The sequence below is a fragment of the Methanospirillum hungatei genome (genome assembly GCF_020216685.1).
Lineage (GTDB): Archaea > Halobacteriota > Methanomicrobia > Methanomicrobiales > Methanospirillaceae > Methanospirillum > Methanospirillum hungatei_B.
This window is the reverse complement of record NZ_JAIWNS010000140.1, coordinates 1-13,770: the sequence shown is the minus strand read 5'-3', so window position 1 is coordinate 13,770 and position 13,770 is coordinate 1. Positions and strand designations below refer to the sequence as shown.

General features: G+C 44.6%; 7 protein-coding genes. 4 read left to right on the top strand and 3 right to left on the bottom strand.

From position 1 onward, the window contains the following. The 3 genes from LDL35_RS09015 to LDL35_RS09005 all read left to right on the top strand — a co-directional run. Positions 1–1,645: methyl-accepting chemotaxis protein (locus LDL35_RS09015; RefSeq protein WP_304021928.1), on the top strand; the 1,645-nt coding region annotated here is incomplete at its 5' end. Between the two features lie 60 nt (positions 1,646–1,705). Next, positions 1,706–3,817, top strand: a complete 2,112-nt coding sequence (locus LDL35_RS09010; protein ID WP_304021925.1) for a methyl-accepting chemotaxis protein — start codon at positions 1,706–1,708, stop codon at positions 3,815–3,817. Between the two features lie 141 nt (positions 3,818–3,958). Next, on the top strand, positions 3,959–5,656 hold the full coding sequence (locus LDL35_RS09005; protein WP_304021923.1) for an AAA family ATPase: 1,698 nt from the start codon (positions 3,959–3,961) through the stop codon (positions 5,654–5,656). A gap of 11 nt (positions 5,657–5,667) precedes the next feature. Here the strand turns inward: LDL35_RS09005 and LDL35_RS09000 are convergent, their stop codons facing one another. The 3 genes from LDL35_RS09000 to LDL35_RS08990 all read right to left on the bottom strand — a co-directional run bounded on the left by LDL35_RS09000 (position 5,668) and on the right by LDL35_RS08990 (position 12,587). Further along, a complete protein-coding gene (locus LDL35_RS09000) occupies positions 5,668–7,215 on the bottom strand; it encodes an ATP-binding protein (RefSeq protein WP_304021922.1) in 1,548 nt (515 codons plus the stop codon). A 108-nt stretch (positions 7,216–7,323) separates the two neighbouring features. Then, on the bottom strand, positions 7,324–9,678 hold the full coding sequence (locus LDL35_RS08995) for a PAS domain S-box protein (protein ID WP_304021920.1): 2,355 nt from the start codon (positions 9,676–9,678) through the stop codon (positions 7,324–7,326). After that, positions 9,675–12,587 (bottom strand): PAS domain S-box protein, encoded by a 2,913-nt coding sequence (locus tag LDL35_RS08990; RefSeq protein WP_304021918.1) that lies wholly within the window; start codon positions 12,585–12,587, stop codon positions 9,675–9,677. The genes LDL35_RS08995 and LDL35_RS08990 overlap by 4 nt, the downstream gene beginning before the upstream one ends. A 123-nt stretch (positions 12,588–12,710) precedes the next feature. On the opposite strand from LDL35_RS08990, the gene LDL35_RS08985 reads away from it, so the two are divergent. Then, a partial coding sequence (locus LDL35_RS08985) for a PAS domain-containing protein (protein WP_304021915.1) occupies positions 12,711–13,770 on the top strand: 1,060 nt, incomplete at its 3' end.

The window sequence follows — 13,770 nt, the reverse complement described above, 5'->3', positions numbered from 1 at the left end:
TATCATGAATGGTCTCCTGAAAGAGACCGGCGATCTCATCACTGCGACGAAGGCTGGCCAGCTTGATACCCGTGGAAATGCGAAAAACTTCCCCGGCGGTTGGGGTACTCTTGTTGGTGGTGTCAATGATCTCATCGATGCCTTTGTCCATCCGATCAATGTGACTGCCGAGTATGTGGATCGTATCTCGAAAGGTGACATCCCCCCGAAGATCACTGATACCTACAACGGTGACTTCAATGAGATCAAGAATAACCTGAATCAGTGTATTGATGCGGTAAATCTTCTGATTTCTGATTCTAATCTCCTGGCACAGGCTGCAATAGATGGGAAACTGGATACTCGTGCTGATGCCACGAAGCATCAGGGGGACTTTAGGAAGATCGTTGAAGGTGTGAATAATACGCTTGATTCTGTCATCGGTCCGGTGAAAGAGGCGATGCGGGTTGCTGAACGATATGCGAAGGCTGACTTTTCAACCCGTGTTGATGAGAACCTCCGTGTTGCAGGAGATTTTGTCCTCTTTAAAAACTCATTAAATAATATCGGTATTTTTGTTCAGAGCGCTATTCAGGAGATCCAGAGAATCTCGAATTTATATGCGTCAGGCAACTTTGCAGCGGAGTTTGACCGGAATCTGAAGATTGAAGGGGACCTTGCCCTCCTGAGAGATGCCCTGAATACGATCGGGATGAATGTCTCTGAAGTCCTCTCAGTTATCGCCCGGGAGATGAAACAACTTGCTCACCAGGCAGAGATAGCAGGGACCGGAATAGAGGATGTGAGCAGGGGAGCTGAGCTCATTGCAAAGAATGCAGACCAGACAAAGCAGAATGCCGAGCGGAGTGAAGATGGTATCAATCAGGTCCTGCAGACCATGGAAGATCTCACCAGGACAATATCTGAAGTATCGTCAAATGCCGAGCGGGTTGCCGGTCTGAGTGTCCAGGCGAATGATCTTGCTAAACAGGGGATTGGTGCGGCTGGAAAAGCAGATAAAGGCATGCAGAGTATTACCAAGACGAGCGAAGAGGTTGAGACGATCTTTGCAGAGATCAGGGCACAGATGCATGAGATCGTGAAGATCGTGGATCTCATAACTGACATTGCGAACCAGACCAATCTTCTGTCATTAAATGCCGCCATAGAAGCTGCCAGGGCCGGTGAGGCAGGAAAGGGATTTGCGGTGGTTGCAGCGGAGGTCAAGTCACTTGCGCAGCGGTCCAGACAGTCTGCCGAACATATTGCAGACATGATCAGTGATCTGCAAAAGAAGAGTGATGCAGCATCCGGAGCGATGGCTGAAGCAGGAACGGCGGTTGCAGAAGGAAGTGCCGCTCTGTCAGAGACACTTGGCATATTTAATACGCTGACCACATCGGTTGAGGACATTACCCGGAATATGGAGATGGTTGCCAGTGCAACAGAAGAACAGGCAGCATCATTTGAGGAGATTACTGCAAGTGTGAACGAGATGAGTCTGCTTGTGAAGGATACGGCAAAGGACGCCCTGAATTCATCTGCAACCAGTGAAGAGGCTCTTGCGGTTGTGGATCAGATAACAAATGTTATTGGCCAGATTAATGAAGTGGTCAAAACGATTGGCACCGAGATGGAAAAGTTCACATATAAGAATAAAAGCTGAATTAATTCTCATATTATTTTGTTTAAGCGAACGTTATCATCAGTGGATATCATGAGCATAATGGATACAATCTCAAATATTCGGATAGGGCCGCGTCTTCTTATCGGTTTTATCATAGTCATCCTCCTGATGGGCCTTGTTGGAGTGATTGGTTTTATCGGGATGAATTCTATCAGCATCGGGATGGATAAGGTCTATTCTGATGGAACAATACCGCTTCTTGAGGTATCAGAGATCGAAACCTCACTCAATTCGATTCGTGCACTCGTCTTTCGGATTGTCGCTATTCCTGCAGAGCGGACCCAGGATTATGATCGGATTACTGGTGAGATACAAAAAATCGATGAGAAGATTGCGCATCTGAAAACAGTTTCATTATCATCCGATGTACAACAGAATCTGAAAAAATTCGAAGAACAATGGAATGCGTATAAATCGGCTGCGCAGGGAGTCTTCTCATTATTATCTGAGGGGAAGAATGATGAGGCACTGGTTGCCATAGCAAATGGTGGAAGTCATGCAAATGCACGCCGGGCTACAGTCGATACGTTCGATAAACTAAAATCCGGTATTCTCACCCATGCTGAACAGATTGCACAGGAAGGTCGTGCTGAAAAGGATCGGATAGTTCCGGTAATGATAATCCTGGGTATTCTTGCAGTAACAATTGCTCTGGGATTTGCAGTTCTTGTAACAAGGAGTATTGCTCTGCCCCTTCGTCAGGTGATGGAGCAGTTTGATCAGATGAGTCAGGGTGTTGTTTCCGGTCGTCTGCATCTGAAACGAAAGGACGAAGTTGGAGAAATGGCCGGTATGTTTGACCGTTTTTCTGATTATCTTGAACACGACGTGGTCGGGACCATGCACCAGATTGCTGCCGGAGATCTCACTGCAGATCTCACAGTAAGAGGGAGAAATGATCAGATCACTCCTGCTCTTAAAAATACCCTTACGTCATTACAATCCGTGATTCATGAACTGGAGTCCTTGTCTGAGCGGGCATCAGCCGGAGATCTTACCGTTCGTGGAGATCCAGGTAATTTGGCAGGTTCATATCGTGAGATCATTATTGGTTTTAACGCAACACTGGAAGCACTTTTCCATCCACTGAACGGAGCGATTCATCTCGCAAAGAGCTATGCCGACTGCGACTTTACTGCACGATTCCCTCATGATATCCAGGTAATGGGTGATTTCCTTGCATTCAGGCAGGCCCTTGATGCCATTGGAAGTGAGGTCTCAAAGGCACTTGAGATTGTGACCCGGCAGATGAATGATCTGGCGGTTCATGCTACAAAGGCAACGGTTGGTATAGATGATGTCAGGCGTGGTGCAGGGATCATTGCTAATAATGCTGAACAGACCAAGACCAACGCAGAGCAGAGTGAGGAAGGAATTTCCCAGGTTCTTCGGGCCATGGAGGATCTTACCAGTACCGTTGCATCGGTGTCTTCCAATGTTGAAGCGGTTGCCCGGGCCGGTAATGAAGCAGATGAGCTTGCACGAAAGGGGGTGGATTCTGCAGCAAGTGCTGAAGATGGGATGATGAGTATCAAACATTCATCTGCTGAGGTCGAAGTTGTAATTAGGGATATCCAGTCGCAGATGAATGAAATTACCAAGATCATCGGGATCATCACCGACATATCGGAGCAGACCAATCTTCTTGCCCTGAATGCAGCAATTGAAGCTGCACGTGCTGGTGAAGCCGGTCTTGGGTTTGCCGTCGTTGCTGGTGAAGTAAAGGCACTTGCAAACCAGACCGGTGAATCTGCACAGAAGATCGCGACAATGATTAGTAATCTTGAGTCACAGAGTATGAAAGCTGTCACTGCCATGGAACAGGCTGGTTCTGCTATCAATCAGGGTGAGAGAGCAGTTCAGGAGACCATAACGGCATTCACCGATCTTACTGAATCAGTGGCAAAGATCAGTCATAATATGACCAGTGTGGCCGGAGCAACAGAAGAACAGGCTGCTTCTTTTGAAGAGATTACCGCAAGCATTCATGAGATGAGCGGACTTGTCAAGAACACTGCAAAAGATGCCCTGAATTCCTCTGCCACTGCAGAAGAGGCACTGACTGTGGTTGAACAGATAACAACTATTATCAACGAGATTAATGAGGTTGTTTCGGTAACCAATGATGAGATGAAAAGATTTAAGATATAAATCTCACCCGTCTTGTTATTTTAAATTTTTTTAAATCCTTCGAATGTTCAGAATATATTCTCAATACATAATACTAGGTAATTCATAAGTACTCACGATGGAACGGCTGGTACCGTACGGGATCATGATTATGCCGAGCTCATGCTCAAGCAGACATATTTCATTGATAAAACGGAGTATATCGGAAAGATAGAGTCCATTGCAAACCCGGTATTCCTTCGGCCACGCCGTTTTGGAAAGTCCCTCTTTTGTTCAATGCTTCGGTATTATTATGATCTGAATGAAGCAGACAGGTTCAGTGATCTCTTTGGGCCGACCTGGATTGGGAAAAACCCGACAGGAAAACAGAATTCTTATCTCATTCTCTCACTTGATCTCTCGACCATAGAGTGTTCTGGTGAAATATCAGGGATTGAACGTAACTTCAGACGGATCTGTAATGCTGCACTCCTTGAGTTGCAGAAAAAATATTCTGAATGGATGGGGAGTTGCCCGGATATAGATCTTGATGATAGTGTCTCAACGAACCTATCAATACTATTGCATTATCTTGTCAGTAGAAGCGGACCTCAGCTCTATGTGATCATTGACGAATATGATAACTTTGCGAATCATCTCATTACAACCCACCAGTATTTTCTGTATCAAAAATTAACCGCTTATGATAGTTTTTTAAAATCCTTCTTTAAAGTCTTAAAGTCAGGGAGGCAATCAGGTGCAATCGCGAACATATTCATTACCGGCATTCTCCCGATCAAGATTGACGATCTTACATCTGCGTATAATATCGCTGACTTTATTACACTGCATCCTCAGCTTGAGGGGATGCTCGGATTTACCGAACCTGATATCCGACATCTTATCGATGAGGTGTATCAGGATTATCGATTTGATCCGGCAACCAAATCAGCAGTTCTTGAAGTGATGAAGAATCAGTATGACGGGTACCGCTTTGTCAATACGACCGGTGGAAATCGTTTGTATAACTCGACAATGGTTATGTATTTTCTCCGTGAATTTTGCAGGTTCAGAACCATACCTGATAATCTTATTGATATGAATCTCCGAACCGATCTTTCATGGGTGGAACGGATAACCGGTGCTCATCCGGAAAATACAGAGAAGATTGTCAGCCAGTTAACTTCTGAAGAGCTCATTCAGTATGACCAGGGGGCACTGGTTACCCAGTTTAATATTACTGACTTTTTTAAACCACAATTTTATCCCATTTCTTTTTTTTACCTGGGTCTTTTAACAAAGTATGACGATTTCAATCTTTGTCTTCCGAATCTTTCCATGAAAAAGATATTTGTAGAGTACTTCAACGATATCTACCGGATTGATGCTTCTACCCGTTATACCGGCATTATGGAAGATTTTATCCGGAATCCTAATATTTCGTCCTTGTTTTCAGGGTATTGGCAGGAATATATCGGTCAGCTTCCTGAAGCAGTCTTTATCAAGGTGAATGAAAATTTTTACCGGACGACCTTTTATGAACTCTGCAGCAGGTTTCTCTCCAAGTGGTTTACCTTTACTATTGAACACTCCTATCCGTCAGGAAGGAGCGATCTTGAATTTATTGGTAAATATAATGAAAAATTTGCAGGGAGACGCTGGATAATTGAATTTAAATACTATTCAAATACTGAGTTTCAGAAGTTTTATTGTAAACCTGATGAATTTGAGATCCAAAAAGGAGATATTGAGCAGATATCCGGGTGTGCAATGGATTTAAAGAAGGAATATCCTGAAGCAGATCTGTCCCTTTCTATCATCTACTGTTTTGGTAATACAGGATACAAGGTATATGATGTGAGTTTGATACTTCAGAAATAATGGGTCATAACTTATCCGACTTCCCATGTATCGATATTTTTCGTTTGCGGGTTAAATGTGATTCCAATCTCATAAATCTTTTTTTGATAGGAATAGTACTTTTCTGCATATCTCCTTTCTCTAATCTGGGTCAGAGGGCTTGTATCCCTGGAGGTATCAAGGCCGAGTACTTTGAATTCAAAAATCCATATCGCTGTTCTGGTTTTTACGGTAAGATCAATCCTTCCCTTATTTGTCGTGTCTTCAGGAATAATTTCATACCCAAGGCTGGCAAAGTAGGCGTACAGGACAGTGGCATAAAATCCTTCAAATTTTTTTATCTGGTTTTTTCTGTACCAGTCATGAGGGATGGATGCAAAGAATGCATGTATGAGTGAACGCAATTCTTCAGTATCTCCAGCCTCAAAAGCCGTCCTGATTAAGGGAAGGGGAACCTGTTTTTTTGAATTAAAAAGGAGTAGTATTTGTTTGTTAAATGCCTCCCTGACCTCTCTGTTTGGAAACCCCAGAGTATACCAGGTTCCTTCAGTAGCATTGCTTACCCATGACCGGATCGTGAGATATCCTGTCTGAAAGAGCAGCGTCTCTAACCGGATGGTATCGGTATCAAAGGATCCCAGTAACTCCTCACCCGCGATGAGATTTTCATATTCTGCAGGAAGGCGTGGGCTTTGCTTCCACAGGTTAATGAGAAATGTCGGAGTGCCGGTTTCAAACCAGTGGGCCTTATATATCCCCTGGTCAAAAAGCAGAAGAATGTCAAAGGGATTATAGACTGGCTGGCCTGTCCAGCTGTATCCGTTATACCACTCTTTGACCTCATGCTTTTGAAACTGGCAAAGCCATTCTGCAAATACGTCCTCCAGATCTTCCTGTGTGTACCCACAGATTGCTGAATACCGGCGGTCAAGCGTTATATCTTTCAGGTTATTCAGTCCGGAGAATATTCCGGTCTTTGAAAACTTTGAGACACCGGTGAGCAGAACAAATTTCACATGAACGTCGAGTGGTTTTATCGCTCCATAAAAATCCTTTAACAGATCCCTCATATCAGTGGCCAGGTGTGAATCACCCAGATTATCCAGGATTGGTTTATCATATTCATCAACAAGTATAACGACCTGTGATTGTGTTTTTTCAGAAATTTGGGGGATGAGGGTGAGGAGCCGGTCACCAGGAGAACCATTTGAATGTCCTATTGAGTACTTATGTTCCCAGCTATCCAGGATCCTGTGCAGGCGGTTTGTCAGGTCAGATGAACTTCGGAGTGTTCCTCCAGCAAAGTCAATTCTGAGAACCGGATATGTGTGTGTAAAATCCCAACCGGATTCCAATGAGTGAAGGTACAGACCTGTGAACAGATCACTCCTTCCGGAAAAAGCACAATCAAGGGTGTCTATGAAAAGACTTTTCCCGAATCTCCGTGGGCGAGATAGAAAATAGTATTTTCCTTCCCGCACAAGTGACGCAATATATGGCGTTTTATCCACATATGCATATCCTCCTGTTCGAATCTCCTGGAATGACTGAATTCCGATGGGAAGTTTTCTCTGCGTCATGTGAATTGAGTATTTCATTCCGTTTTAATGATTGTACACTTATATGTCCTGGCTGTTAGAATTACCGGTGAAATGCCCTGCGAGAATAGTATTAAAAAATATTCCTTATCACGAACCTCTCCGGAACCTTCCCTTGGGAACCGAGATAACGAACTGTGCCCCCTCCCCGAATGTTCCGTTCTCGGTGATGGTAATGCCCGTTATCTGCAGGATCTCCCTGATAAGAAAGAGTCCAAAACCGGTATGTTTTCCATATCCAATCTGGAAGATTAGCTCTTTCACATCATCTGGAATTCCACATCCGTTGTCCTGGTATATGATATTCAGAGCATCCGGTGATGACTCGACGAGGATAAAAATTTGGGTGACCCGTTCTCCATGCCTGATTGAATTATCAATTAAGTTCGGGAGCACTTTGGCGACCAAGGGATCGGCATAGATCTCTGCATCCGGTTCTGTATATGACCATGACAGATCCTGTCTTTCCCGGTTTGAAAATGCAGATGTAAAAAGTTCCTTCAGGGAGAACCAGCAGGGGATATTGCTGCCAAGCTGCTCATAATCTTTAGAGAATTCAATGTCAGATTTGATCATGGAAATCCCTGCATCGATCTTCTCTTTCAGGGGCTGGAACTCCTCTTGAGGGGTATCAGGCGTCAGAAATTCCAGTAAGGACGCAATCGTACTGATATGATTCCTGATATCATGCCTGGTAATGCCGGATAACATCTCCATTTTTTTATGTGCCAGGCGAATTGCATCAACTGATCGTTTTTGTTCTGAAATATCCCTGAAGATGACGATTCTGTCCCCTTCCTCCATGTCAGTGCAGGGGAATGAGGCGACTTCCACGGGAATCTGCCTCCTGTCAGATCGGATAAAGTATTCTTCAATGTATGAGCCCCGAAGATTTTCAGCACCGGACAACTGAAATGAGAACCTTGGGAATGAAGAGGCATCAACGATATGTGTCAGGTGTCTGCCAATGAGGCCCCCTTCAGGGTTGTAGGTGAGCATTTCATGGGCCGCTGGGTTTGCATACCGGATGTGTTCATCCTGCACAATGATGATTCCATCAGGCAGATGTTCGATAAGGCTTTGAAATCTGGTTTCGCTCCTCTCAGTCTGCTCTTGTTGTGCCCTTATCTCTTCCATGCTGGCTGTAATTTCTTCATAACTTCCACTGAGTTCTTCATAGGCTACAGCGAGTTCTTCATTCCGCTTTAATATCTCTGCTTCAATCTGTTTGCGCTCAGTAATATCACGTATGGACTCTATTGCTCCGACAATATTTCCCCTTACATCTTTGAGCGGGGCAGTAATCCCCCAGAGGTAGGCACCCTTGCCATTGTACATCTTCTGGTTATACAGTTCAGCGATAAGATGTCCATTATTTTCATGAACATAGTCATATGAATCCCTGATCTCTTCCCAGTTTTTGTATAGAAAATCAATGAGGATCGGTCTTCGTTCGCCGTAGAACGGGATGGCATACACATAATCCCCTTTCCCGATGATATCGTTTTTTATAACACCGGTCATCTCCTCAATAGCATGGTTCCAGGCGATGACTACTCCCTTTGTGTCGATGGCGAATGTTGGATCCGGTAGAAAATCAATGATATCTGATAATTTCTGGTTTGCGTTTAAAAGGTCCTGCTCCGTTTTTTTGATTGATGTGATATCCCTGACTGTTTCGATTGCCCCGGTTATGGTCCCGTTTTCATCATAGAGCGGACTTGCCTTTCCCCAGAGAATACGGGTTCCATGTGGCGTTTGTATCCATGAAGTCTCTCCGGTGATCGTGTCATCATCTCTGGATAGCTCCCGGTAATAATTCGAGATTAAAATGTCTTCATTCAGTATCGCATCCACAAGCATGGGACGGATGTCCCCGTACAGCGCCTTTGCATAGATCCCATCTCCCTTCCCGATAATGTCATCGCCGGAAAGACCGGTAAGAGCCGCTTGTGCCCGGTTCCAGGCGATTACTTCACCATTCAGGTTAATGGCAAAGGTTGGGTCCGGGAGATGGTTGATAATATCTTTAATCTGCTGGTGTGACCGGCGAAGTTCTTTTTCAGAATCACGCTTTTCAATGGCAAGTCTGACTTTATGGATAAGCTCAGTGAACTGTGCCCGTGGCTGTCCGCCTTTTTGCAGGTAATAATCAGCACCATTGTTGAGTGCTTCAATGACTACCTCCTCTCTTCCCTTCCCGGTAAAAAGAATAAAGGGGATGGTATTGTTGTTTTCCCTAAGGTGCCTTAAAAACGAGAGGCCATCCATGACCGGCATCTGATAATCAGAAATGATCGCATCATAGGAGATCTGTCCAAGCCTGATTATTGCTTCAGCTGCGGATTCAGCAATGTCGACCGTGAAATCACTTAACTTCTGGATATAGAGCCGTCCGGCATCAAGGAGCAGGGGATCATCATCAACATAGAGAACCCGTATCATAAGATCTCCTTTCCATCAAGGTCGTAGCATGATCCGATATATCCGGTAAACACGCCCTTCAGATCATATAAGGGAGCACCATAGTCAGCAATCCGGTGATATGTTCCGTCATGGTGGCGCAGCCGGTATTGTATATAAAATGGGATTTTTTTATCAAATGAAGAGAGATATATCGATATGCACCGTTCCAGGTCATCCGGGTGAACGCCGGTTGCCCACCCGTCTCCATCTTCTTCCTCACGAGTTCGGCCGGTAAATTTCAACCAGGCTTTGTTGAAGTAATTACATTTTGCATCAGGCCCTGAGCGCCATATTGGGTTTGGGAATTCATCCAGAATCTTCAGGTAATAATCCTGTGACTCTGCAAGTGTGAATTCACTTTCCAGCAGAGCAGTGATATCCCGTGCTGCTGCGAATACTCCCTGAATATTTCCGTTTTTATCCATGTATACTGAAGCATTGTATAGGACCGGAGTGCTATGACCGTCTTTATGGATAATTTCAAGCGGATAATCCCTGACATACCCTTGTGAGAAAACACGTTCATATCCCTCCCTTGCTTTTTTTGGGTCTTTAAAGTATGCGCAGAAATCGGTTCCGATAAGGTTCTCCCTGGCATATCCGGTTACCATCTCGGTTGCATGATTGACATCCTGAATCTTTCCATCCTTGCCGATGGTAACCAGAGGATCAAGGGATGCCTCGATTAAATTCCGCGTATAATTATTAGATTCTTCCAGTTTTTTCTGGAATTTTACGATCTCTGTGATATCCCGTGCTGCTGCGAACACTCCCTGCACATTTCCGTTTTTATCCTGGTACACTGATGCGTTGTATAGGACCGGAGTGCTATGACCGTCTTTATGGATGATTTCAAGCGGATAATCCCTGACATACCCTTGTGAGAAAACACGTTCATATCCCTCCCTTGCTTTTTTTGGGTCTTTAAAGTATGCACAGAAATCCGTTCCGATGAGTTTGTCCCTGGCATATCCGGTTACCATCTCGGTTGCATGATTGACATCCTGAATCTTCCCGTCAGGACCTATGGTAACAAGTGGATCAAGGTTTACTTCAATAAGATTCCTGCTGTAGATGCTGGCATCTTCAAGTTCCTGTCTGAATCTGGTTATCTCTGATATGTCCCGGGCCACCGTGGAGAAGAGCATCTCTTCTCCGTTACCTTTCTTATGGGCGATGATCACCTGCGATACGGGGATGATGGTTCCGTCGGTTGCGATAAGTCTGGTCAGTCCCTGCCAGATCCCGTCTTTTATGGCAATACTCCGACCTTCAAGAATCTTAGTCCAGTCATCAGAAGTCATGAAACTGGCATTATTATATCTGGTGATATCTTCTGTTTCAGGTATTTTCAGGATCTTCCTTCCTGCCTTATTCATATAGAGAAGATCTCCATGAATATCTGAAATTCTGACAATATCAGGAGTATTTTCGATTATTGCACGAAGTCTCTGATTATGCTCTTCAATCAATTTTGATTTAATTATATCCCTGCCGATCCCCCGATACCCGGAGAACTGATGATCATCATTAAACAGCGGTATACCGGAAAATTCGATCCATACTTCTGACCCGTCAGATCGGGTCATAGGGAATGCAATCTGTTCAAATGACGAACATGTAGCCCCTGAAAAATAGTGTTCAATATGACTTCTGTAATCTGAATTAATTTTATTCCAGATCTTCTTCCCGACCAATTCTTCGGGAGAATACCCCAGGATTGATGTTGCTTTTGGATTGATGTATACGATTGTTCCAAAGAGATCAGTCTCCCAGATGATGTCGGTGGTAATTTCAGTGAGTTTCCGGTATTTTTCTTCACTTCTTTTCAGTGCCAGTTCAAGTGACTTACGTTCGTCGATCTCCTTCCTTAATTGTGCGGTAATCTCACGAAGTTCTGATGTTTTCTCCTGAACATCCTGATTGAACTCTTTCTGAAGTCGCAGGTAGAGATTCTCTCTCTCACGTTCATCGGTTATATCTCTGCCATATCCGTGAAGTTCGGTCAGGATGCCCTGTTCTCTGAGAGGGTGAAATACCCAGGTCTGCCACCTGACAGATCCGTCATCCATCACAACCTGAATATCACTGATTGTTGGTTCATTCAGCGACCAGTTCTTAAGGACACCCTCTTTGATTCGGATAAAATCATCATGGGTAGCAAGAGGGATTCCATTGGTATGAAGGAGATCTGATACTCGTGCATTGCAATAGGTGGCATATGATTCATTGAGATAGAGAACATCCCCTTCGGCACTCAGATGAAGGATAAAGTTCGGGGTCTCATGAGTCAGGTACTGGTAGGTTCTGATCTGGTTCTTCTCTTTTTTATGGGAGGGTGCATTGTGTGCCTGTTCGGCAAGAATAAGTGCAAGTCCCTGTGTCCCGTCATCAAATATACAGGGAACAACCGTCAGATCAAACCCTCGCTTTCTCCAGGATATCTCCTTATACAGAGGAGGTGCGACTGCTCCATTCCGGTACTCCTGTATGTATTTTTTTACAACAGGATCGGTAAATGCCGGATGAAATATTTCTGAAAATGGTTTTGATAATAATTCTTTCGTATCTGATCCGGTCATCTCCCGGCAATAGCCTAAAACCTCCTTGACATAAAAGAGCTGGTCAAGACCTATGACACAGCCACGGGTAACCAGCGAAAGGGCATGGAATGGTATTCTCGTGGTTATTTTGTAGAGTTTAACTTTCCCATAGGATCGCAGTTCAACCCTGCCCTGCATGTGAAGAATAGAGAGATATTTTGCAACCAGGTTCCGGTTCAGGTGGAGGGCAGATGATATCTCCCCGATACTGGCTCCCTGTGGGGCGTCGGATAATAATTCCAGGATACGTGAACTGGTTGCAATGTCACTCTCCTGGCTTGGCATATGTTTCTGTTTTTTATTCAGATATAATAAGGGGAGCGATGTGCATGGCGTCAATGCCGGGCAAATAAATCGTGTTATACCCATCACTGTTTATATTTATTTACTTAGCATTGGTGATTTCGGATGGCTTTTGATAGAGATGATTTAGGATTCTGTCAGAATATTCTGGATGGAATTGCAACGCCGGTTATTCAAATAAGTCCTGACAGGACAATTCAGATGATCAACGATGCAGCTCTAGAAGTCCTTGCTATGACCCGTGAGCAGGCTGTTGGTCAGAAATGCCATGAATTATTCAGGACCGACGATTGTGACGGGGGCGAATGTGCGACCCTTCGGGCAATGAGGGAAAAGAGGAAGATTGAGAGCGAGACTGTTGCTCATATTCTGGGGAAAGATATCCCCATCCGCTACTACGCATCACCTTTATATAATGATTCAGGTGAGGTCATCGGAGCGGTTGAATATTTTGAGGATCTTACTGAGATCAAGAAAAAGGAAGATGATTTACAACGCGCCGGTAAGGAGATTCAGGGGGTACTCAACGGTGTTGCAACCCCTGTCATTGCCATTGATACCAGCCAGAAGATTACTCATATCAATAAGGCAGGAGCAGACCTCTTTCAGAAAAATCCGGAGGATCTGATCGGGACAATTTGCCATACCCTGTTTCAAACTGATGTCTGTCAGGGTGGGAATTGTGCGACCATGCGAAGTATCCGGGAACGTCGGGTTATTACTGAAGAGACTGTTGCTCATATCGGTTCAAAAGATATTCCGATACTTGTCACTGCAACCCCTGTGATAAATGAAGAAGGGGTTTGCACCGGTGCGGTAGAGTTTATTACTGATCTTTCCTCTCAAAAAGCAGCGATCCAGGATGTTCTGACGCTCACCAGGGCAGCAGTAGAAGGTCGTTTAGAGACCCGTGCAGATGCAACGAAACACCAAGGCGATTTCCGGAAGATCGTTGAGGGCGTGAATGATACGCTTGATGCAGTCATCGGGCCGCTCAATGTTGCTGCTGAATATGTTGATCGTATTTCCAAAGGGGATATCCCTGAAAAGATCACGGATCAGTACAATGGCGATTTCAACACCATCAAAAATAATCTGAATTCGTGTATCGACGCTGTCAACGCTCTTGTTGCCGATGCAAATATGTTAAGTAAGGCAGCAGTAG

Excerpts from the sequence above, each read along its gene's own strand:
- LDL35_RS09000 (WP_304021922.1), bottom strand. The coding sequence starts at position 7,215 with ATGACGCAGAGAAAACTTCCCATCGGAATTCAGTCATTCCAGGAGATT.
- LDL35_RS08990 (WP_304021918.1), bottom strand. The coding sequence starts at position 12,587 with ATGCCAAGCCAGGAGAGTGACATTGCAACCAGTTCACGTATCCTGGAA.
- LDL35_RS09010 (WP_304021925.1), top strand. The coding sequence starts at position 1,706 with ATGGATACAATCTCAAATATTCGGATAGGGCCGCGTCTTCTTATCGGT.
- LDL35_RS08995 (WP_304021920.1), bottom strand. The coding sequence starts at position 9,678 with ATGATACGGGTTCTCTATGTTGATGATGATCCCCTGCTCCTTGATGCC.
- LDL35_RS09005 (WP_304021923.1), top strand. The coding sequence starts at position 3,959 with ATGCTCAAGCAGACATATTTCATTGATAAAACGGAGTATATCGGAAAG.